Here is a 22,107-nt window from a genome sequence, read left to right on the forward strand (position 1 = left end):
AGCCACCTGCTATGCAGGTGGATTTTTACATTACCTATCTAAAATCACTCCGTTCGGTGGTTGGTTACCACGCACTTGAATACTGTTTTTATATACAGTAATCTGTGATCGTTTGTGATTTACGCAAATTTCATGGCTATGAAAAAGATCATTCACATCGATATGGATTGCTACTATGCCGCAGTGGAGATGCGCGACTTTCCTGAGTTGCGTGATAAGCCTATTGCTGTGGGTGGTTCACGCGAACGTCGCGGTGTGATTGCCACCTGCAATTATCTGGCGCGGCAATATGGTGTCCGTTCAGCGATGGCGACAGGTTACGCCTTAAAGCTGTGCCCAGATTTACAGTTAGTGCCAGGCAGAATGGCGGTCTATAAAGCGGTATCCGCGCAGATCCACGAGATTTTTCATCGTTATACAGAGCTTATTGAGCCTTTGTCATTGGATGAAGCCTATCTGGATGTCACTGACTGCCCTCTTTTTCAAGGCTCTGCGACCCGCATTGCAGAAGCCATTCGCCGCGATATTGCACGTGAAACCCAATTAACCGCATCTGCCGGTGTTGCTCCCATTAAGTATCTTGCGAAGGTGGCTTCTGACGTCAATAAACCCAACGGGTTATTTGTGATCACGCCACAGTCGATGCCGACATTTATCGAAACCTTGCTGCTCAGTCGCATCCCTGGCGTAGGTAAAGTCACCGCAGAACGGTTGGCACAATTTGGCTGGCACAACTGTGGCGAATTGCAGCAAGTGAGTAAAACCCGCTTAGTCGAGTTGATGGGGAAGTTTGGTGCCGTACTATACGACCGTGTGCGTGGTATTGATGAGCGAGCCATTAACCCCAGCAGAATACGTAAATCCGTCGGGGTTGAAACAACATTTGCCAATGATTTATATGGTGCAGAGTCGGCGTTGGCACAATTACCGGCGCTGTTAAGTGAGTTAACCCATAGGTTTGCTAAACACAAGGCGGAGCGACAGATAAGTAAATTGGTTGTAAAGGTAAAGTTTGCTGATTTCCAGCAAACCACTATTGAAACCCGCAGTCACGATATTGATCAGGCCTTAGCATCAAGTTTGCTCTCCCAAGCGCTGGCACGCGGTGAGGGAAAAGCGGTGCGGTTGCTTGGCGTTAGCGTGGGTTTGGCGCCGCTTGCGTTAGCATCAATGGATTCGCCTGAGCAACTTTCCCTGCTGTAATTTTCCTCTTTTCTCGCTGTTTACATTTTTGTTAATTTTTCGCTTGACCTCAAGTTCGGTTGAGGTTGTAAGCTCCAAAATCAATAGCCTGATGCACCAAACGCAGCGTTGATAATAGGTACCACTAAGCTGCTAATAACCGCTGAAAGCTGACCTCAATAGCCAAAAAAGCAGAGGATATTAAGGAGCGATGATGGATCTGAATCAACTCAAAATCTTTGCCAGAGTGGTTGAAAAAAACTCGTTTACTGGCGCTGCAAAGTCACTGGGTTTAACCAAAACGACGGTCAGTCGCAAGATAAGTGACTTAGAATCGCGAGTAGGTGTGCAGTTGCTGACGCGTACCACTCGTAGCGTGAAGCCAACCTCACAGGGAATAGCGTTCTACCATAATATCGCGACTGCTTTTAACGCTATGTCGATTGCTGAGCAGCAATTGATGGCGCTGCAGTTATGTGCTGTGGGTAAGCTCAAAATTGTTATTCCTTACGAGCTGGAAACGATTTTCTCTGCTGAGATTTTTTCATCTTTCATCCGCTTGCATCCAGATATTGAACTCGATATTGCACTGTCGAGCCGACATCCTAACCAGGTGATTGAGGAAAATGTTGATGTGATTTTTCACTTTACGCCACTTGCTGATAACCAACTCGAAACGATAAAACTGCTTAATTTCGATCGGCTAATTACGGCTAGCCCGCAGTATCTAAAGCAGCATGGTGCCCCGCAAACCCCGAGCGAACTGAGACAACACAAGTATATTGATTGTACTGCGGCCGATATCGGCAGTCATGAACAACACAAAGTACAAATCTTTGATGGTGAAACTTGGGCGTCGGTGAATACTAAAGCAACGTTAACCATGGACAGTACCGCGTTAGCTAAAGAACTGGCGATTGCAGGCGTTGGTATTACCGCATTACCGCAATCACTGGCAGAGCAGGAAATTGCCAATGGCACGCTGGTGGAGGTTTTGCATGATTACCCGATTCGAAGCAACATTCTGTATATGTCATTTGCAAAACAAGCAGCAATCCCCAGTAAGTCACTAAGATTCATTCGTCACTTGTACAGCAAATTGCAAACACTCTATGCCGACGAAATTTTAGAGTCGCCGGAGTTTCTTTTCGCACAAAATGAACACTATCAGCCATATGCATTAAATGGTCACAATGCGATGTTAGACTCAGCCTGCAATTTATAACCTCGACGTCTAGTTTGACGTTTAACCGATAGTCGTTAGCTATTACCCTCAGGGGAGCTGATTCCAACCTCAGCGCTGTAGTTCCTTCGCAGCGCATATCTTTTTTCTACCTGCATGTTCGTAGAATTAGGCATGAAAGCCATAGCATTAGGCAGGCACGATTTTCACTATTCTTTCCATAATAAGTACTCGCTTTGGTCAGCTAGATATGAGCGATTTTGTCATTTTATGTATTTATCTATGTGAAATATAAATAGTTTTATTTTAGCTGTGTACTCGCTAGATCGACTTTTTGACAACGTCTTTTCTGCAGCAGTCACTGAACAATCGATAAACTATGTTCGGTCGATTTTAGTTGAATAGGACTATTCGTCATGTGGCTGGTCTGTGCTAATCAGATGCTGATTCGCGGCATCGAGCATATATAGACTCGGTGCCGGGGCGGCTATTGAGATAAATAATGAGAGGAAACCATGAGTAAAAAACCAATTCGAGTGGGTTTCATTGGCCTAAATCCGGACAGCCATTGGGCGGCAACTGCGCACCTTCCAGCACTGCAATCGTTAAGTGATGATTTTGAAATTGTGGCTGTGGCTAACTCTACGCCTGAGAGCGGTAAACGCACGGCTGAAGCGCTGCATCTGCCTCACGCGTTTGCCACACCACAAGAACTGGTGACCTCTGCTGAGGTAGATTTGGTAGTAGTGACCGTTAAAGTGCCGTACCACTTTGAATTAGTCTCTGCAGCTTTAGCCGCTGGCAAGCACGTTCACTGCGAATGGCCGCTGGGTAATGGCTTAGCTGAAGCACAAAAGCTGACAGAATTAGCTGCGGCTAAAAGTGTTGTTGCCACCGTGGGTACGCAAATGCGTACCGCGCCAGAAATTGCGTACCTGAAACAGCTGATCGCTGAGGGTTACGTGGGCAAAGTGCTGAGCAGCAGCTTAATTGGCTCAGGTGGTAACTGGGGCGCTGCAAGCTCTGCTGAGCTGGCTTATTTGTTTGATAAAGCCAATGGTGCAACCATGCTGACCATTCCGTTTGGTCATACCTTGGCGGGAGTGCAAGATGTATTGGGTGAGTTTGCTGATGTTAACGGCCGTACACTCAAAATCCGCGACACCGTACGTATCACCGATACAGGTGAAGATAAGAAGACCTCGACCGCTGACCAAATTCTGGTTCATGGCCAGTTGCAAAGCGGTGCCGCGTTCTCTGCTCATTACCGTGGTGGCATGTCGCGCGCGACCAATTTCCTGTGGGAAATTAACGGCACTGACGGTGATATTCAAATCACTGGCAATATCGGTCATGGCCAATTTGCGCAGATGACTATCAAGGGCGCGAGTGGTAGTGATACCGAGTTGCAAACCTTAGTGCCACCGGCTGAGTTGTTTGACGAGCTGCCTGAAGGCACCATTGCCCGCAATGTGGCTGGTATCTATCGCCTCGTTGCTAAAGATATTCAAACCGGTAGCCGCGAAGCCCCAAGCTTTGCCGATGCGCTGAAACTGCATCAACTGCTTGATGCCATCAGCCAAGGTAACGAATACCTGTAATACCAACGCCAGCAAGCGCTCCGTTGCTGGCGTTTTTTAACCAAGAGTACCAGCCAGTGCTGGGCTGGGCATTCGAACCAGCAAGTGGGCGGTAATAATACGTTGGGGGGATTATCACGGTGGTCACTAGAGGCTGTTTTGTTGGCTATTTGGTGATTATCCATAAAGTTAGCCGACGCCAACACTTTTGGCGCTTCAGAGTAAGTCGTCCATAGGATTTACTGCTGCGATGAGACGCCAACGGCGATTTTCCAACTGCTGTTTGTATTGATATTTGATGGTACTTTAGTCTATTTCTTATTATTGATTTCGTTAAACCGTTTGCGGGCAACGACTGTGAGTACTTACCTGAATCTGTTACCTATTTTTACCACAGTGATTGCTATCTTAAGTGTCCAGAGCTAGCTGACCTTAGCAAAAGTCTTGGCAACCTTGCTCGTGATCGTTGGTGTATTTTTAGTGACGCGCAGCTTTAAGCCAACGAAGGCCGAAGCACTGGCGGAGATGAAAGCGTCAAGTTAAAGGTGAATTGAGTGAATAGTAAAACGCTGCCGCATACGGCAAATAATGGTGCTGATAGCGCTGACTTACAGCAGATGGCGGCGCTATTAACCAAACTGACACCCTATGACGGCTTTTTCCAACTGCAAAAAGATTATGTGCACGTGGTGCGAGCGTCGAAGCCCGCATCAGAGAACACTCACCTGTTGGCTCGGCCGAGTATCTGCATTGTGCCGCAAGGTGCAAAAACGGTGTCACTCACTCAGGGTGGTGTTGATTTTGAAGAGAACGAATCAACGCTGGTGGTCTATTCCGCAGAGGTGCCGTTAAATTTGGCGATTACCCAAGCATCGGTTGAAAAACCGTATTTCTGCTTGATGATCCCGCTTGATGCTAAAAAACTCGGCTCACTAATCCTGAAGGTGTTTCCTAACGGTGTGCCTAAAGCCCCCAAGCTACAAGCGGTTTATGTAGGCAATGCGGATGCCAATATTGTGAAAGCCACGGTACGCGCGCTGCAGCTCATTGAGCAACAGCAACACACAGAACTGTTAGTGCCACTCATGATTGAAGAGGTGCTGATCCGCTTGCTGTTGAGCCCCATGGGGCCCGCGATTGTGCAGATTGCGATTGCGGATTCTCATGCCGAAAAAGTCGCTAAAGCGATTTCATGGTTGAAGAACAACTTTGCCCAACCGGTGAAGATGGAAGAACTCGCCAAACTGACTGGCATGAGTGTGTCATCATTTCATACCCATTTTAAGTCAATCACCTCAATGAGTCCGTTGCAGTACCAAAAGACGGTGCGGTTACAGCAAGCGCGTAGTTTGATGCGTAGCAAGATGATGGATGTTAGCAGTGCCGCTTATGAAGTCGGTTACGCCAGTACCTCGCAGTTCAGCCGTGAATATGTGCGTGCCTTCGGTGTGCCACCAAGTAAAGATGTTGGGCGGGTACTGGCCAGCTCAGCTTAACGCACATTGGCCAGAACACTAGGCTAGTCTTTCAGGTAGTAACTGATAGTGGACACTACGCGGATCTTCTTGATGTACGGCGTAGTACTATCACGGTCTGCAATCGAGAACGTGCCTTGGCTAGCACTCTTAATCTTACCGATGGATGAGTTAGAGTCATGGGCAAATTTTTCAGCCACTTCGCGGGCATTTTCTGTCGCTTGTTGCACCATTTGCGGTTTAACGCTGTTGAGATCGGTATAGATAAACTCAGTACGATTTTGATAGTTTTGCGCCACGGCAATGCCATCTTTGACCAGCTCTAACAGCTTATTGCGGCTTTGCAGCACCTTATCCACTTGGTTGGTATACACAGATACTGTGACACTGGCGGTATATCGAAACTTCACTTCCGGCGCCACATAGCCTTGTGCTTGGCGATCTTCAATTGCTGGCTGTGACACGCTAATTTCGCTATCTCTAAACCCCTGCGCCTGCAAAAACTTAATCACGGCGTCAGTTTTACTCTGCACAGCACTGTAGAGATTGTTCAAGTCGTTATCGACTTGATTAAAGGTGATGGGCCAAATGGCGGCGTTGGCTTTGACTTCTTGCTCTGCTAAGCCTTTTACCGTGACCACGCGGTCAAGGGCGCGGTAGTCCAATAAGCCTCGGCTGATAGTATTGCCTAATAGATAGAGACCCGCGGCGATAAATATCCCTAATAGCGTGCCGCCGAGCACCGATTGCTTGTTCATCTAATCGCTCCTGAATGATGTGTTTAGACACAATATACAAAAATTGCTCGAACAAAGCACAGTTCGCCTGATGGTGATGAATGCCAATGAGCAGGTAACTTCTATGCCGATGACATTGAGATAATTATCGGCTGTTGGTTATCACGCTAATGGGGGGCTTATAAATAAAAAAGCCGCAGGGAGCGGCGGCTTTTTAGCTTGGTTTCACTTCGGGGTTAGGGAAGTCTCATTATTTTTCTGGGCGATAAATTACCAGTGGTTTGCCGTGCAACTCTTTGGTTGGCACATTCACTTCTAGTGGTGATTTAGCCCCCATAAAGCTGACTTGTACTTTCACTGGCATCAGCTTAGGTAAGGCAAAATAAACTGGTCTGGCACTTTGGGCGTTATAACCACCACCTGTCGATACTATGCGAGTTCCCAGGATGTTGCCTTGCATATCAAAAAAGCGCACTTCAGCGCCTTGCTGGGTGTAGTGGCCGTTATGATCTAGTACCAATACCGCTAACATCTTTTCACGCTGTTCGGCCGCTAACTCATTGCGAAAAACAAAGTGACCGCCTTCGTCGCCATAGCCATCAGTAACCGACAGGTCTAAGTCGCCATCGTTATCGAAGTCGATCCATTCGACGCCATGATCGCCCGCACTTGTGAGTTCGGGGAAGCGAGTATCTTCTTCAAAACCGTTACCAGTATTGTGATACAGCTTGCCAAACGGCACTGCGACGCCATCGACCTTGTGATAGCCAATGGCGATTAAGTCCAACAAGCCGTCGTTGTCATAATCGCCCCAAGCGGCAGATACAGTATGATCTGGCTCCGTGACACCTAATTGTTTACCGACTTCTTCAAAGGTGCCATTACCAAGGTTGTGATAGAGTAAATTATCACCGTAAGTAGAGACATAGAGATCTAAGTAGCCATCATTGTCGTAGTCACCAACGGCGCAGCCAACGCCACCTTCAGTTGGTTGGCGACCGCTTTGATCCATACCGAGTTCTTTCGCAATATCGGTAAACTTATCGCCATCATTACGCATCACTGCATCGCTATCTCCTGATTGGTTGGCGAGGAACAGGTCCAAATCACCGTCACGATCGATATCAAACCAGCAGGCGCCTACAGTGCGGCGAATGTCATATACCCCCATGGCTGGATCAGCATAGGTGAATTTGCCCCCCTCGTTGTGCAGCAGATAGTTAGCGCCTGCACGGTTAGCGGCGTAAACGTCGGAATCTCCATCGTTATCCACGTCGATCCAACTGGCTTGGCGACTGATACGCCCCATCATTTCTAAGCCAATTTCACGACCGACTTCGGTGAAACCTTTACCCTGATCGTTGCGCCAAACAAAGGTGCTACTAGCAAAAGGGTATTCATTGGAGCCGCCCATAATGTCAAGATAACCGTCTTGGTTATAGTCTCCCCATGCGACACCACGAATTTGCACGCCGGAGGTAGGTAATCCCATCTCTTTACCTACGCTGGTAAAAACGCCGTCATCATTTCGATAAAGTCGTACTTCACCACCTTTGATTGAGACCAGAAAGTCGAGATCACCATCATTATCAAAATCGCCCCAGGCGTTAGAAACAGATCCTTTTTGGGCAAAGGTGTCGTGCTGAATTGAGGTGAAATGTTGCACCGTACTAGCGTTGGAAGCAAATACTGCTAACGCCAGAGTCGAGGTGAATAATCTAGATAGCGTAAATATTGACCGCATTATTGTGCCTCCTTGGCAAGGTCGAGCATGTCGACAGATTCGGTATGCGCTTCAATTTCATCACGTTGTAGCCACAAGGTGCGGTAGTTCTCAGTGCGCAACATCTCCAGCTGATCAGCATTATGCTTAGTGCCTTTTTGGCGAGAGTTTCCGTATACCATCATGCCTTTCGCTTTAATAGGCGTGGAGAATTCGATCATTGAAATCCAAGTTTCACCATGTAATGGCTCACGAATACCATCGCCATCAGGGTCGAACCAAGTAATCACATTAAATGCACCGAGATTGCCATATCCGCCGCGGCCGGGAAGATCGACATCACCAATCTTAAAGCGGCTGATATCACCAAATTTAGGGTCGATCCGGCCGTACTTTTTCTTGGTCTCAGCAATCGCGACTTTCAGCATTGCTACTGCAGCTTGCGGATCTTTGATGCCATAAGGTGTGTTGATTGGGTCGTCCAGAGTCCAGGACACTTTGTAGTTATCTTTGCCTAAAAAGCGTGGGCGAGGGCCAGCAAACTGTGCCGCCCATTCTTCAAACAGGAACCCGGCACGGTTCTCCTCGTCAAAAGAGCGGTTCCAATTCGCCAACAGTTTCACTGCTTGCTGCACATCGGGATCGGTATCCTCTTTGGCGGCAGCGAGCAGATCATCAAGAACCCGGTCTGCCATTAGTGCATGGGTTAAGGTCTTCATCTGTTTGAATTCTTCAAACGAAAATTTATCTTTTGCTATCAGTTCGTGCACTGAATTTTGTGCACGGAATGATATAGGCCCCTTAACTGCGACATATGGCGGAAAATCTTCCGGTTTGTATACGGGAGGATAAGTTGCAATCCAAGGTGGATCATTCGAGTTTTGTACAAAGCCAGTATCGGGATTGATCACTTTGGGGAGTTCTTCATAATTATGGACGTCGGTCCATAAGTATTCTGAGCTATCACCTGGGACTAAGCCTTGCCAAAATTCCAAATCTCCGGTTTTACGTTTTGGCAGAATTCCGTTATCCAGATATTCAATGTTGCCGTCTTTATCCGCGTAGGTGATGTTAAACGTTGGAACTTGAAGCTGTTTTACAATCGATTGGAATTCAGCAAAGTTCTTTGCCTGTAACATATCGAAGTATTGTTTCAGCATGCCGGGACGGTCTAATCCTGCAACACGTAAAGCGATGGTTTTACCGTCGTTGCGGGTAAAGACCGCACCGTGAATTGATTTTCTGACGTCGAGTGTTTTCTCAAGCTCGGTGCCATCGTCTTGCAATACTTTGTAGGTTTTCTGTGTCGTCTCAAATGGTTTTACTTCGCCATCGTAAAGGTAGCCACCATCTTTAAGCGTCAACAAATATGAGGTTGCGCCCAACATACTGTTGACCGTGTTGGATATCCCCATCTGTTGGTTAAAGGCGAAACGGATAACAGGGAGGCCAACTTGCGTGGCACCATACATCTCAAAGTCCGGCCCGATCAGGTGTGCTTCATAATAGGTGAAAAATCCACTAGCCCACGGCAAATGCGGGTTTTGTAGTAGCATCGCGTTCCCACTTTTGGATTTTTTCGGTGCTAAAGCGATGGTGTTAGAGCCATTTTTAACCTTTGGTGCCTGATCACCGATAATGCGGCCGGGAGAGGCAACATAGATGTAGTTCATCAAGCGGTGAGCATGAGTGACGACATCAATGCCGCTGACGGGCAACACTTTTAAGACCTCAGGTTCAAACGTTTCTGGATGTTTAGCCGCGAAATCATTGATGCCTTGGGCAAATGCATCTAAATCCGCTTTAAATGAGGCTGGTTGCTCGTTATACCAAGCGCGTCCCCGTTCCGGTACATCGTTACCTAGCAACCATTTATCGGTCTCTTCGTAGTCTTTGCCCCAGTATTCGGCTCCTTTCGCACGGGCTTGACCATAAAGTCGCAGTAAAATATCGCCTTGGCTCTTGGCTTGCGCCCAACCAAACCCGTAAAAGGTAGCGGCCTCAGTTTTGCCATAAATATGCGCGACACCATAGGTATCCCAACGCACTTCTGTTGATGCCGTTACTTGTTGTGGTACCGCTTTAGCTTCGGTTACTTCTTCTGAGCATCCCAGCAAATTGGTACAAACGAGCAACAACAACATAAATTGCTTCATTTGAATCTTCATAAGATAGTCTTTTTAGTTGAGAAAGCGTGCTGCACAACAGCACGCTTACAGGTTAATTACCAAGCATACGAAGCGCGCAGATACCAACTACCACCGGTAAATCCATAAGGTGAGTAGGTATCGTAGAAGCTAGAAGCTTGTGAGTTCATCGCGCGTTCTTGAGGGTAAGTGTTGAAGATGTTGTTACCACCAGCATACACCTCCACACCGTTCTCAAAGCGATAACCAGCTTCCAGATCAACGATGACTTTTTCGTTGTTTTCATGGTCTAAATTGGTCGAAGAACCAATTACCGTCCATGGGCCAAACAGGGTTGCACGAGCACTGAATAGCCAACCATCTAGGGTATAGTTGGAGGAGAATGTGGCTTTATAGTCCGGTACTGCATCGGTATAGGTACCGAGGCGGGAGCGGTCGAACTGCACGATTTGCGAACCGTCGGCTAATACGAGGCCCGAAAGTTCGTCAGGATTGTCATCCACATGGGTAACATCAACCTTGTTATAGTTAACAGCACTACTTAGCGTGAGTGAGCCTGTGCTGATATCGGGTGTCCAGGTTGCAACCAGATCGACGCCGCGACTGCGAGTATCAATGGCGTTGGTGAAGTAGTTTACTGCACCGAGAGAAGCGTCAAATCCCGCGGCATCTAACAATGCTGAAATCTCATCACCGATGGTCGTTCCGAACGCGGAGGCACGACTGTCGCCACGATTGTATTGGGTAGACATTGCGATACGGTCATCAACATCAATCTGATAAACATCGAGCGTAACCGAGACATTTGGGGTTGGGTTATATGTCAGGCCTGCACTGTAGTTACGTGATTTTTCGGGCGTTAACGGTTTGGCGCCTAATGCTTCAGCAGCTGCATCGGTTGAAGGTAGTGTTTGGCGTAGCACAATAGTTTCGGATACACCGTCGTTATCGAGGTCGGTAAATTGACCTCGGCTACCACGGAAACCTAATTGCTGAATACTTGGTGCGCGGAAACCTGTACTCACAGACGCGCGAAACGCCAGTGAATCGGTTAATTCATAACGCATGTTGAGTTTGCCGAGAACTTCATCGCCAGCAGAGTCGTTATAGTTTTCGTAACGGACTGCACCAGCTAAATAGAGCTTTTCGGTCACATCCCAGCCAAGATCGATATAGGCGTTGATATTGCGGCGTGAAACGTCGTTAGCGGCTTCCGGTGCAAAACCAGGGAATCCTTGTGCTCCAGGCGCCAAGCCGTTATTGCCATCGGCATAACTCAACTCTTCCCCTGGTACAATTTCGAAGCTTTCACGACGATATTGCATACCGAATGATAGTTGCAGGTCGCTTGATGTTAAGGCGATAGGGCGGGTTGCATCGAATTGTACGATTGCTTCGTCTGAATTCATTTCCCCTAGGAAAAATGAAGTTGGACTAGCTGCACCAAGGCTTGCATTCAAACCTTCGGTGTTATACCAACTAGTATCGTCTTTGCCGTAGCTAGCCGAGAAATCCCAGTCAAAGCCGCCAAAGACGGATTTAAAGCCGGCGACAACTTCCATGTCATCTTCACGAATCTCTTCCAGTGGGCGGTAGCCCAACGGGAATAACTCGGTGATGTTGCGTGAATCGGTTGGTGTACGATAGGTAAACATCAACTCGGAATCACGACTCGCGTAGGTAGCGAACAAGTAAGGCTGAATAGTGTCCAGATCCATGCCGGCATTTATGCCAAATGAGCGGCTGGTTTGTGGAAAGTTGCCAAAGTTTTTGGTCAGCATACGGTCAACCGTATATTCACGCGGATCATAACTGCCGTCTTCTTGCAGAGGGAATAGTTGCAGACCACCGTCTTCTGGGGTCGGGACGACGCGCGCACGGTTTGATATACCACGGTCTTGAAAATCAAATGAAAGATTTACAAAACCGGTATCGCCAAAACTAAAGCCCGAGTTGGCGCCTAGTGTTTTCGATTCACCATCACCGCGATCAAAGTTTTGACCAGTACTTGTGCTGATTTTGCCTCCTTCATCGACGTCTTTCAGAATAATGTTAACGACACCAGCAATCGCGTCAGAGCCATATTGCGCAGATGCGCCATCGCGTAAGACTTCGATACGTTTAATGGCGGAGCTTGGGATCATGTTCAAATCAACGCCAGCCGAGCCACTGAATAAACCTGTACTTGTGTTAATCAGCGCGGTTTTGTGACGACGCTTGCCATTGACCAATACTAAGGTCTGATCTGGGTTTAGACCACGTAAGCCAGCGGACGCAATAAAGGTTGCTGTGCCACCACCTGCACGTTGTGGCAGGTTTAATGATGGAACTAAATAGCGCAGTGATTCAAACAACCCCACTTGGCCTTGGCGTTCAAGTTGTTCGCTAGAGAACACATCAATGGGGGTAGGGCTTTCAATCACCGAACGGGGACTGCCGCGAACGCCAGTCACCACGATTGTTTCGAGACTTTTTTTCGCCTCATTCTCTGTCTTATCAACTTCCTGTGCAGCAATTTGAGTGGCAAGGAGTGACGCGGCAATACCAACGGTACTGGCCGTGAGGGGGCCTTTCAACTTTTTGCTTTTCATTATGTCTGCTCTCTGTTCGTAGGCAGAAGCAGGTCGTTCACTATGCTCATCAGCGGAGACGATAATCGTCGTCCCAGAGTAGATCGTTCCTTTGAGGCCCGTCTTCGATAGCAATAAGTTAAGACCGGCTTCAACAGTAAAGTGTCCTTTTAACTCTTTGGTTTTTATTGAGGACACCAAGGCTTGAGGGAAGATAAGGGCTAGACCACTGCGCTGGGCAAATAACCGCAGTCCTGCGCTTGCTGATTGGCAGGGAATATCAAAATACAGCAGTTTCGGCTTTCTATCTCTTGCTGCCGCTTGCGTGCTTAACAGCGCGCAGAGACTAAAGATAAAGAGGAAAACAAGTAATGACACTTTCCTACAAATCAAATTCTTACCTCAATTAAGTTTGCAAACTGAGCTGGCGCTGTTACCGCATAACGCCCACAAAATTCACAAACTTACCTATACAGAGAAACCAAAATGAAAAATCCCCCACATATTTTTTAAAAAAGATCCATTTTTTTAACTTTAATGCTTCATTGGCTATCAAGATTCACCCACTAGCTTTTGGTGATGTAATAAGATGTGTCTCCTAACTTTTTGATTTTTAGACCAAGATTCATTTGCATGGCAGTGAAAACGGTGTCGAGATTATCGATTGGATAAAACCCCCCAACACGAATATCACGCAGTGCGGGATCACCAATCACAATTTTTAGGTTGGTGTAGCGCGATACTTCGGATATCACATTTACCAATTTTTCATCGTCAAAGGCCAAAAAGCCCTTCTTCCAATAAAGACTATTCGCAAGTTGCTCGGCGCTTGGCTGAGACACCGACTCAACGATCGCGTTATCCACAACAACCTGCTTGCCTGCGGTCACTACGACAGACTCACGAGATGTATCAGCTGGTAGAACAGAATCTGAGGCTTTGGCTGTATCTGTCGCATTGACGCGTACAGTACCATGTGCCACTAGTACATTGATTTTGCTGCCTTCTTTACGCACGGCAAAGCTTGTGCCTAAAGCTCTTACATCGCCTTTACCGACCTTCACTACAAATGGGCGAGTTTTATCTGGGGCAACATCAAAATTGGCTTCGCCGCTGACTAAGGTAAGTGCACGTCGATTAAAGCTAAAATCAATCTTTAAACGAGAATTGGTATTGAGCACGATGACAGAACCATCAGAGAGAGTAATGTGCTTCTGTACGCCAATAGCGGTTCTGTATTCACCATTCGTTGAAATCATTGAGGTGAATTTGTAGCCAAACACTGCGAGTGGGATCAGTAATAGAGCCAGAAATGCTGCAGCAATTTGGGCGCGATATTGATGAAACTTAGCGGGATTTCTATTTGCCTCTGTTGTCTGGCTGCCGCTAGACACTGGCGAGACAGTTAGTGGTGAGGTTAACAAGGCCCCAATGTCATCTAACTTGTCCCATAGGCGTGCAAGACGTAACAACTCTTGCTGATGCAACGGGTTGGCAGTTAACCATTGGCGTAGATTTTGTTGCTCTGCATCGGTTAGCGATTCGCTATCGAGCTTTGCGATCCACTCGGATGCTTGGCGACGTACTTGTTTTATTTCAGTTTTAGGAGAAAATTTGATCACTTGACTCATTTAACGTTTCTCTGCGTTTGGTTCGCTGTCGCGTCCTGAGAAAATTGATTGCTATCCTCCACTAGTGAACTAGTGGCGTGCAAAATATATTCATCACATCGTTCCAATCCCTTGGCCATGTGCTTCTCAACCGTTTTGATCGACAAGTTTAACATTAACGCAATATCTTTCACTTTGATGCCGTTAATTAATCGTAGTCTGGTGACTTGTTGGCATTGAGAGGGAAGCTGATTAAGTGCTTCTAACAGTAATTGTCGCTCCTGCTCGGCAGAGAGTTGCTCAAAGAGGTCGTCTTCATTGCTGAGTAAAAGCGGATCTGCATGATCGTCAATAAACTCGGTGAGTTTGGTGGCGACTTTGCTGTTCTCTCGTATGGCGAGATTTTTGGTTACCGTATATAGGTACTTTTTGGGTGCGTGGATAGGTTTTGATTTCTCAGCCAAAAATGCGTTGAGAAATGCTTCTTGCAGAATATCTTCAACGTCATGGTGTCGATTTGAGTAGCGGCGTACCACACTGGATAAAGAGGATTTGCATTCAGAAAATATGGCAAAGAGCGAGCGCTTTTCCGATGATTCATCTTGCATAACGTTCCCTAGCTATAAATAAAGCAGCGAAGTCTACTCGGCCTAAAACACATTGAATGTCGAGTGGATATTTCGCTAAAAGTTATTGTTATTCATGTTGTTATAGTTATAAGGCCCGTAATCATTACTTATGATTATGGTGGATCTACTCCCGGCCGCTTTATTTATCGCCCCACTGCGTGTTGTTAAGCCTGACAACACAAAATAAAAATCTAGTGATAACCTGCAGCGACAATGATGAATGCTCGCTGCTACACATCGATGTGTATCAATGGATCTTCATTATTTAGCCAATAAGCTTATTGAATACACTTAAATCGACGGTTAATGATGAATATTTGTACCATTTATAAGCGATATTCGATGAGATTGATAGTGATGAGTGTTATAAAATATAAGTAACTGCTGAATATTTTTAGAAAAGCAGTGTTAGCTGAAATGGACAATATTGTGAAGTTTTATGCTGAAGAGTGGTTTTCTTGTGGTTGAGTGCAGTAGAAAATACCGTAACTAGAGGCTTGCTTGAGTCTGGTTATGCACGTCAATACACGTAATGGGGTCACAAAAAAACCTGCATCAGCAGGCTTTTTCGTAGAATTTGATGGTGGCCCCTCACGGACTTGAACCGTGGACCTAACGATTATGAGTCGTGTGCTCTAACCAACTGAGCTAAGGGGCCAAGCAGACGGTGTTTCCGTCAAGCGGGAGTGAGTATACGAACTTTGTAAGTGCTTGTCACCCGTGTTTTGTCTGATCTTGAACTGCTGTGCTTTCAACTGGTTATCTGTTACTCAGTCATCTTTATCTTGACAATAAAAAACCCCGCATAGCGGGGCTTTTTAAGATATTTATTGCTTATTCATCTAGGAACGACTTCAGAATTTCTGAGCGGCTAGGATGACGCAGCTTACGCAGTGCTTTCGCTTCGATCTGACGAATACGTTCACGTGTCACGTCGAACTGTTTGCCCACTTCTTCCAAAGTGTGGTCAGTGTTCATGTCGATACCGAAACGCATACGCAGTACTTTCGCTTCACGTGCCGTCAAACCTGCGAGCACTTCGTGAGTTGCTTGTTTCAAGCTTTCACTAGTCGCGCTGTCCAGTGGCAATTCGAGGGTAGTATCCTCGATAAAGTCACCCAGATGTGAATCTTCATCATCACCAATTGGCGTTTCCATTGAGATTGGCTCTTTGGCAATTTTGAGTACCTTACGGATTTTATCCTCAGGCATCATCATGCGCTCTGCCAGCTCTTCTGGTGATGGTTCACGACCCATCTCTTGCAGCATTTGACGAGAAATACGGTTCAGCTTGTTGATGGTTTCAATCATGTGTACCGGAATACGAATGGTACGTGCTTGGTCAGCGATTGAACGGGTAATTGCCTGACGGATCCACCAAGTAGCGTAAGTCGAGAATTTGTAACCACGACGGTATTCAAACTTATCTACAGCTTTCATCAAACCGATGTTGCCTTCCTGAATCAAATCCAAGAATTGCAGACCACGGTTGGTGTATTTCTTCGCGATAGAGATAACCAGACGTAAGTTTGCTTCTACCATCTCTTTCTTCGCTCGGCGAGCTTTTGCTTCACCAATGCTCATACGGCGACTGATATCTTTAATCGCCATGATGTTAAGACCAGTTTCCACTTCAACTGCATGCAGTTTGCTGTGGCAGCGAACAACGTCTTCTTCTACTGCTTTCAATGCTTCTGAATAAGGTTTACCTGCAGCGATTTCGTCAAAGAACCACTGTGGATTTGCTTCGTTGCCGCTAAATTGCTTGACGAAGTTTTTCTTCGGCATTTTTGAATATTCAACACACAGCTTCATGATTAGGCGTTCTTGTACACGCACTTTATCCATCATGCCACGCATGTTTTTGACCAGACGATCGAACTGTTTTGGTACCAGGCGGAACTCTTTGAAAATTTCTCCGATTTCAAACAGTGCGCCCACCGCCATTGGGTGGTTACGACCTTTCTCTTCGATAACTTTTAGCGTGTTTTCAAACGAAGTACGTAGCTGAGTGAAGCGTTCACGGGCTTCTTCAGGGTCAGGTCCCTTGTTGCCATCGTCATCATCGCTATCATCGCTATCGTCGTCATCATCGTCATCCATGTCGTCTTCGTCATCGAGCTCTTCTTCAGAGAGTTCTGAACCGATATGAGTGGCTGTAGGAGCAACGTCGTCTTCGTCGGGATTGACAAATCCAGAGATAATGTCGGACAAACGAATTTGATCTGCTTCGTACTGGTCGTATTGTTCCAGAATCATGGCAATCGCTTGTGGGTATTCCGCCACTGAGCCTTGCACTTCGTTGATACCTTCTTCAATACGCTTGGCGATTTGAATTTCACCTTCACGGGTCAACAGTTCAACTGTGCCCATCTCGCGCATGTACATGCGGACCGGGTCGGTAGTACGGCCCAATTCGTTTTCAACCGATGCCAGTGCAGCAGCAGCTTCTTCTGCAGCATCATCATCGGTGTTGTCTTCAGACATCATAATGTCATCGGCATCCGGTGCTTCTTCAAACACTCGAATACCCATGTCATTTATCATCTGGATAATATCTTCGATCTGGTCGGAATCGACCATGTCTGCAGGCAGGTGGTCATTGACCTCGGCGTACGTTAGGTAGCCCTGCTCTTTACCTTTAGCAAGCAACAGCTTGAGTTGCGACTGCGGAGTATGATCCATAGATATCATCCAAAACTTAGGTAACTGTTACAACGGTTGGCAACGGCATAAATTTAGCCGTGCAAACCATCAATTATATACTTTTGCACAATTCAGTGCCAGCACGAAGTTGGTGGAACTGACCGATGAAAAACTCAATGTTGCGCCTTCATAGCGTTAATCAGCTTTTGTAGCTGTACCTTTTCTTCTCGGGTGAGTTCCTGCTTCATGCTGAGTGCTTGGTATCGTTGTTCAATATATTGGTTATTGAGCCATACCAAGGCTTCTTTAAACCCTTGCTGCAGATGTTCATCCGCCACTTGATGCTCCCATTGGGCTAATTTTTTCAGGGTCGAGAACTGCTCGGTTTCCCTGTAATGTTCAAGTAGTTGTGCGCTGTTCATCGTGCTAACACGAGTTAAACTCAGTAATTCAATTAACAGCTCAACACCTGGCATTTTGAGGTGTTGTAGTGCCGGCTGTAACGGCAGTTGGTATCCCAGCGCTGGCTTTTGTACCAGCAGTGCAATAGCAAGTCTTAATGGGGTTCCCCGTCCTTTTAGCGAGGGCTTGGCAACTTTCTTGCGCTTTGCTCTTAACGTTAGACCCAAAGAGCGTTCCATATGTTCAGCATTGTTCATCTGAACGCGTGTCGCCAGTTCTTCCAGCATCATATTTTGCAGCACTTCATCCTGAATTTTTTCAATCAGGGTTATTCCGTGCTTAGCCAAACTCGCTTTATCGCTACCGTGCTGCTTAGTGAGTTCATTAAACAACAATTCATTGATGGTTAGCGCTTGGTCAATGAGCACTTCAAATTGCGCTTTACCAATTTGACGCACCATGGAATCGGGATCTTCGCCTTGTGCCAAAAACATAAAGCGCACATTGTCGCCTGGTTTCATTAAGGGCAGGGCGGTTTCCATCGCACGCCAGGCGGCTTCTTTACCAGCGTTGTCGCCATCATAGCAACACACCACTTCTTTAGCGCTGCGCAGTAACATTTGAAACTGCTCACTGGTGGTTGATGTTCCGAGTGATGCAACCGCATAGTCGATACCAAATTGTGCCAGTGCTACTACGTCCATATAGCCTTCGACGATCATCACCCGTTGGGGATCTCGATGACGTTGGCGCAGTTCATAAAGGCCGTAAAGCTCATGCCCCTTATGAAATATGGGCGTTTCTGGAGAATTCAAATATTTTGGTGTGCCATCGCCAAGAACCCGACCACCAAACGCCACAACACGTCCACGACGGTCGCGGATAGGAAACATTAAACGATCGCGAAAACGGTCGTAACGACGGCCTTGTTCGTTGGCAATCAGCATTCCGCCAGCGAGCAGTTTTTCTTGTGCGTCTGCATGTTGGCCGAGTGTGCGCATCAGGTTATCCCAACCATCAGGCGCATAACCGATACTAAATTGCTCAACAATCTCCTTCGACAAGCCACGCTTTTCCACATAAGCATTGACCTGTTGCTGATTTGGATGATGGCGCAGCTGCTGCTGAAAATAATTTGCTGATGCTTCCATCAGTTGATAAAGATCGCGGCTGAGCCCCTCATCGCGACGCGGGCCTTTACCTCGCTCGTGTGGTACTTCTAAGCCCAGCTGACCAGCAAGTTCTTCAATCGCGTCAGGAAACTCCAGACGGTCGTATTCCATAACAAAGTCAATGGCATTGCCATGGGCGCCACAACCAAAGCAGTGATAAAACTGTTTATCGCGGCTGACGGTAAATGAAGGTGATTTTTCGCTGTGGAACGGACAGCAGGCAGCATAATTCTTGCCCGCCTTTTTCAAGGGAACCTTGCGTTCTATCAAGTCTACAATGTCGGTGCGAGCAATCAGCTCATTGATAAAATCACGAGGTATAGCCATTTATCTACCGGTTAAAGAGTGAACCGATGTAAACAAACAAGCCGCGCTGTTGCACGGCTTGTTCATACGTTAAAACGCTATCACTGCAATTTAGCTTTGATTTGAGCACTTACAGCACCCATATCAGCTCTACCTTGCACCTTAGGTTTTAACGCTCCCATTACTTTACCCATATCCGCCATGGATGAAGCAGCTGTTGCAGAAATTGCGTCGTCAATTAACGTTGCAATTTCGGCTTCGGTCAGCGCCTTTGGTAAAAATGATTCTATCACTTCTACTTCTGCGGCTTCTGCCTGTGCCAGCTCATCGCGTCCTGCTGCTGTATATTGCTCTATAGCATCACGACGCTGCTTCACCATTTTGGTGAGTACAGCCAGAACCTGAGTGTCATCCAGAGTTTCGCGGGTATCCACTTCAATCTGTTTAACGGCTGCCAACGCCATACGAATCGTACCCAATCTCACCTTATCTTTGGCGATCATGGCTTGCTTCATCTGGCCTTTTAGCTGTTCTGTCAGAGTCATAATAGGATTAGTATAAACGTACGCGACGTGCGTTTTCGCGAGACAGCTTTTTAGCCAGGCGTTTTACAGCAGCAGCTTTTGCACGTTTACGAGCAGTAGTTGGCTTTTCATAAAACTCACGGGCACGAACATCAGCTAAGATGCCAGCTTTTTCACAAGAGCGCTTGAAACGACGCAGAGCAACGTCGAATGGTTCATTTTCACGTACTTTAATAATTGGCATACGCCATCACCCCTTAGGTGGAAAATTTGTATTGACTCAAATTTGAGCCAAGGGTTTTAAAATGGTGCGAAATTCTAAACCGAGTCTAACCCTCTTGTAAAGGGGCTGATTTGAATATAGTGCATTCTCGGAGTTGGATCATGTGTGCTATTGGCTGTAGAATTAGCGCCCACTTTTTTACTCAAGTTGGTAGTTAGGATGCGAGTACTCGGCATCGAATCTTCCTGTGATGAAACAGGCATTGCTATTTATGACGAACAGCAAGGGTTGCTGTCGCATGCTTTATATAGCCAAGTTAAATTACACGCGGATTACGGAGGCGTGGTGCCTGAATTGGCGTCACGCGATCATGTGCGCAAAATAGTCCCGTTAATTCGTGAAGCCTTAGCTCAGGCGGATACCACGATTGAGCAGTTAGACGGTATTGCTTACACCAAGGGCCCAGGACTGATTGGTGCCTTGCTGGTTGGTGCTTGTGTTGGCCGCTCTTTGGCCTTTGCATGGAATAAACCCGCGGTTGGCGTGCATCATATGGAAGGACATTTGCTGGCACCAATGCTGGAAGATGAGGCGCCGGAGTTTCCTTTTATTGCGCTACTGGTTTCGGGCGGCCACTCGATGCTCGTGGATGTTAAAGGCATTGGTCAATATGAAGTTCTCGGTGAGTCAATTGATGATGCCGCTGGTGAAGCCTTTGATAAAACTGCCAAGTTAATGGGTTTAGATTACCCAGGTGGTCCGCGTCTATCAAAATTGGCAGCCAAAGGTCGTGCTGTAGATTATAAGTTTCCGCGACCAATGACGGATCGTCCGGGGCTTGATTTCAGTTTTTCCGGCTTAAAAACCTTTGCTGCTAATACCATTGCAGCGCAGCCGGATGATGAACAAACCCGCGCTGATATCGCCCTTGCATTTGAAGAAGCGGTAGTCGACACCCTGATGATTAAATGTCGCCGCGCGTTAAAGCAGACCGGCTATAAGCGTTTGGTCATCGCGGGTGGTGTGAGCGCTAATCAACGCTTGCGTGCTGAGCTAGCTAGCATGATGCAGCAACAGGGCGGTAAGGTATTTTATCCGCGCGGTGAGTTTTGTACTGATAATGGTGCGATGATTGCGTTTGCCGGATTACAGCGCTTGAAAGCCGGTGAGCGAGAAGATTTAGCTGTTAAAGGACAACCACGCTGGCCGTTAGATTCTCTAGCCGCGGTATAATCACTCGCAAACGAGCCTAAAGACAAACAAAGAAAACGGTGAACATAGTTCACCGTTTTTTTTTGCGAAACATTTTCGGTTCTTCACCTTTGAGCAATCTTAAAATATTGTCTTTGTGCCGCAAAATAATCAGCGCCGACAACATGCTCACTGGCAATATGAAGCGGTCATCAAACCAGAGCGTATAAAAAGGTGCTAACAAAGAGGTGATAATTGCGGCCATTGAAGAGTATCGACTGACGAGGACAACCACCAGCCATGTTCCCATCAAACTTACTGCCATATAGCTAATAGGAGCCATTGCGCCCAATGCCGTAGCGACGCCTTTGCCACCTTTAAATTGGAAAAATACCGGAAACATATGTCCAATACAGGCAGAAATGGCAATAATCCCCAGCCAAAAACCATGGATGCCGAGTAAATACGCTCCATAAGCAGGCAAAGCGCCCTTGAGCATATCGAAGAAAAACACTAACGCCGCCGCCCAAACTCCGCCAATACGCAACACATTTGTAGCGCCGGGATTTTTTGAGCCTTGGCTACGAGGATCGGGCAACTCTTTGAGACGGCAGACCAGAATGGCGCTAGAGATGGATCCAAGTAAATAGGCGACAATGATCATGGCGATGATAAGCAGGGCTGTACTCAATTTGGTGTCCTTATCGTCTTAGGGTATTATCGCGCCCAATACGCAGATACATCTTGATGAATATTGCTACATCGACCAGATGAGACATTTTCGCTTAAAGCTTTAATCTCAGTGTC

The 22,107-nt window shown here is 46.9% G+C and carries 17 protein-coding genes and 1 tRNA gene; 6 read left to right on the forward strand and 12 right to left on the reverse strand.

Annotation, left to right across the window (positions count from 1 at the left end; translation table 11 throughout):
- Positions 1–138 precede the first annotated feature (138 nt).
- The 5 genes from dinB (at position 139) to HR45_RS18325 (ending at position 5,441) form a co-directional block, all read left to right on the forward strand.
- On the forward strand, positions 139–1,203 hold the full coding sequence (gene dinB, locus HR45_RS18310) for a DNA polymerase IV (RefSeq protein WP_037445741.1): 1,065 nt from the start codon (positions 139–141) through the stop codon (positions 1,201–1,203).
- Between the two features lie 193 nt (positions 1,204–1,396).
- A complete protein-coding gene (locus HR45_RS18315; RefSeq protein ID WP_052074834.1) occupies positions 1,397–2,407 on the forward strand; it encodes a LysR family transcriptional regulator in 1,011 nt (336 codons plus the stop codon).
- A gap of 473 nt (positions 2,408–2,880) precedes the next feature.
- A complete protein-coding gene (locus HR45_RS18320; protein WP_037445729.1) occupies positions 2,881–3,966 on the forward strand; it encodes a Gfo/Idh/MocA family protein in 1,086 nt (361 codons plus the stop codon).
- Positions 3,967–4,212: 246 nt separating this feature from the next.
- Positions 4,213–4,371, forward strand: coding sequence for a hypothetical protein (locus HR45_RS19845; protein WP_430742032.1), 159 nt, complete (start codon positions 4,213–4,215; stop codon positions 4,369–4,371).
- A gap of 128 nt (positions 4,372–4,499) precedes the next feature.
- Positions 4,500–5,441: an AraC family transcriptional regulator gene (locus HR45_RS18325; protein ID WP_063355125.1), complete on the forward strand. Its 942-nt coding sequence runs from the start codon at positions 4,500–4,502 to the stop codon at positions 5,439–5,441.
- A 23-nt stretch (positions 5,442–5,464) separates the two neighbouring features.
- On the opposite strand, the gene HR45_RS18330 is transcribed toward HR45_RS18325, so the two are convergent.
- From HR45_RS18330 to rpsU, 11 genes are all read right to left on the reverse strand, one after another.
- Positions 5,465–6,178 carry an SIMPL domain-containing protein gene (locus HR45_RS18330; RefSeq protein WP_037445730.1) on the reverse strand — a complete coding sequence of 238 codons (714 nt, stop codon included), beginning with the start codon at positions 6,176–6,178 and terminating at the stop codon, positions 5,465–5,467.
- A gap of 229 nt (positions 6,179–6,407) precedes the next feature.
- Positions 6,408–7,901 carry an FG-GAP repeat domain-containing protein gene (locus tag HR45_RS18335; protein WP_052074835.1) on the reverse strand — a complete coding sequence of 498 codons (1,494 nt, stop codon included), beginning with the start codon at positions 7,899–7,901 and terminating at the stop codon, positions 6,408–6,410.
- A complete protein-coding gene (locus HR45_RS18340) occupies positions 7,901–10,048 on the reverse strand; it encodes a penicillin acylase family protein (RefSeq protein ID WP_052074836.1) in 2,148 nt (715 codons plus the stop codon). The genes HR45_RS18335 and HR45_RS18340 overlap by 1 nt, the downstream gene beginning before the upstream one ends.
- Positions 10,049–10,104: 56 nt before the next feature.
- Positions 10,105–12,975 (reverse strand): TonB-dependent receptor, encoded by a 2,871-nt coding sequence (locus HR45_RS18345; RefSeq protein WP_241461158.1) that lies wholly within the window; start codon positions 12,973–12,975, stop codon positions 10,105–10,107.
- A 188-nt stretch (positions 12,976–13,163) separates the two neighbouring features.
- On the reverse strand, positions 13,164–14,228 hold the full coding sequence (locus tag HR45_RS18350; protein ID WP_037445731.1) for a FecR family protein: 1,065 nt from the start codon (positions 14,226–14,228) through the stop codon (positions 13,164–13,166).
- Entirely contained in the window at positions 14,225–14,815 is a 591-nt protein-coding gene (locus HR45_RS18355) for an RNA polymerase sigma factor (protein ID WP_037445732.1), read from the reverse strand. The genes HR45_RS18350 and HR45_RS18355 overlap by 4 nt, the downstream gene beginning before the upstream one ends.
- A 602-nt stretch (positions 14,816–15,417) precedes the next feature.
- Positions 15,418–15,494: transfer RNA gene (locus HR45_RS18360), tRNA-Ile, on the reverse strand.
- A gap of 176 nt (positions 15,495–15,670) precedes the next feature.
- Complete coding sequence (gene rpoD / locus HR45_RS18365) at positions 15,671–17,521, reverse strand: RNA polymerase sigma factor RpoD (protein ID WP_156104127.1); 1,851 nt, start codon at positions 17,519–17,521, stop codon at positions 15,671–15,673.
- Between the two features lie 134 nt (positions 17,522–17,655).
- The gene (gene dnaG / locus HR45_RS18370) at positions 17,656–19,383 is read right to left on the reverse strand and encodes a DNA primase (protein WP_037445734.1); all 1,728 of its coding nucleotides are present in this window, start codon (positions 19,381–19,383) and stop codon (positions 17,656–17,658) included.
- An 80-nt stretch (positions 19,384–19,463) separates the two neighbouring features.
- On the reverse strand, positions 19,464–19,907 hold the full coding sequence (locus tag HR45_RS18375; RefSeq protein ID WP_037445735.1) for a GatB/YqeY domain-containing protein: 444 nt from the start codon (positions 19,905–19,907) through the stop codon (positions 19,464–19,466).
- A 7-nt stretch (positions 19,908–19,914) separates the two neighbouring features.
- Complete coding sequence (gene rpsU, locus HR45_RS18380) at positions 19,915–20,130, reverse strand: 30S ribosomal protein S21 (protein ID WP_006080725.1); 216 nt, start codon at positions 20,128–20,130, stop codon at positions 19,915–19,917.
- A 198-nt stretch (positions 20,131–20,328) separates the two neighbouring features.
- On the opposite strand from rpsU, the gene tsaD reads away from it, so the two are divergent.
- A complete protein-coding gene (gene tsaD / locus HR45_RS18385; protein ID WP_037445736.1) occupies positions 20,329–21,342 on the forward strand; it encodes a tRNA (adenosine(37)-N6)-threonylcarbamoyltransferase complex transferase subunit TsaD in 1,014 nt (337 codons plus the stop codon).
- Positions 21,343–21,391: 49 nt separating this feature from the next.
- Here tsaD and plsY read toward each other — a convergent pair whose 3' ends face one another.
- Complete coding sequence (gene plsY, locus HR45_RS18390; RefSeq protein WP_081933536.1) at positions 21,392–21,991, reverse strand: glycerol-3-phosphate 1-O-acyltransferase PlsY; 600 nt, start codon at positions 21,989–21,991, stop codon at positions 21,392–21,394.
- Positions 21,992–22,107 lie beyond the last annotated feature (116 nt).

Source organism: Shewanella mangrovi, from assembly GCF_000753795.1.
Classification (GTDB): domain Bacteria; phylum Pseudomonadota; class Gammaproteobacteria; order Enterobacterales; family Shewanellaceae; genus Shewanella; species Shewanella mangrovi.

Bases quoted from the DNA above. Each gene is read 5' to 3' on its own strand.
- dinB (WP_037445741.1), top strand. From the start codon at position 139: ATGAAAAAGATCATTCACATCGATATGGATTGCTACTATGCCGCAGTG.
- HR45_RS18315 (WP_052074834.1), top strand. From the start codon at position 1,397: ATGGATCTGAATCAACTCAAAATCTTTGCCAGAGTGGTTGAAAAAAAC.
- HR45_RS18320 (WP_037445729.1), top strand. From the start codon at position 2,881: ATGAGTAAAAAACCAATTCGAGTGGGTTTCATTGGCCTAAATCCGGAC.
- HR45_RS18330 (WP_037445730.1), bottom strand. From the start codon at position 6,178: ATGAACAAGCAATCGGTGCTCGGCGGCACGCTATTAGGGATATTTATC.
- HR45_RS18335 (WP_052074835.1), bottom strand. From the start codon at position 7,901: ATGCGGTCAATATTTACGCTATCTAGATTATTCACCTCGACTCTGGCG.
- HR45_RS18340 (WP_052074836.1), bottom strand. From the start codon at position 10,048: ATGAAGATTCAAATGAAGCAATTTATGTTGTTGTTGCTCGTTTGTACC.
- HR45_RS18350 (WP_037445731.1), bottom strand. From the start codon at position 14,228: ATGAGTCAAGTGATCAAATTTTCTCCTAAAACTGAAATAAAACAAGTA.
- HR45_RS18355 (WP_037445732.1), bottom strand. From the start codon at position 14,815: ATGCAAGATGAATCATCGGAAAAGCGCTCGCTCTTTGCCATATTTTCT.
- rpoD (WP_156104127.1), bottom strand. From the start codon at position 17,521: ATGGATCATACTCCGCAGTCGCAACTCAAGCTGTTGCTTGCTAAAGGT.
- dnaG (WP_037445734.1), bottom strand. From the start codon at position 19,383: ATGGCTATACCTCGTGATTTTATCAATGAGCTGATTGCTCGCACCGAC.
- HR45_RS18375 (WP_037445735.1), bottom strand. From the start codon at position 19,907: ATGACTCTGACAGAACAGCTAAAAGGCCAGATGAAGCAAGCCATGATC.
- rpsU (WP_006080725.1), bottom strand. From the start codon at position 20,130: ATGCCAATTATTAAAGTACGTGAAAATGAACCATTCGACGTTGCTCTG.
- tsaD (WP_037445736.1), top strand. From the start codon at position 20,329: ATGCGAGTACTCGGCATCGAATCTTCCTGTGATGAAACAGGCATTGCT.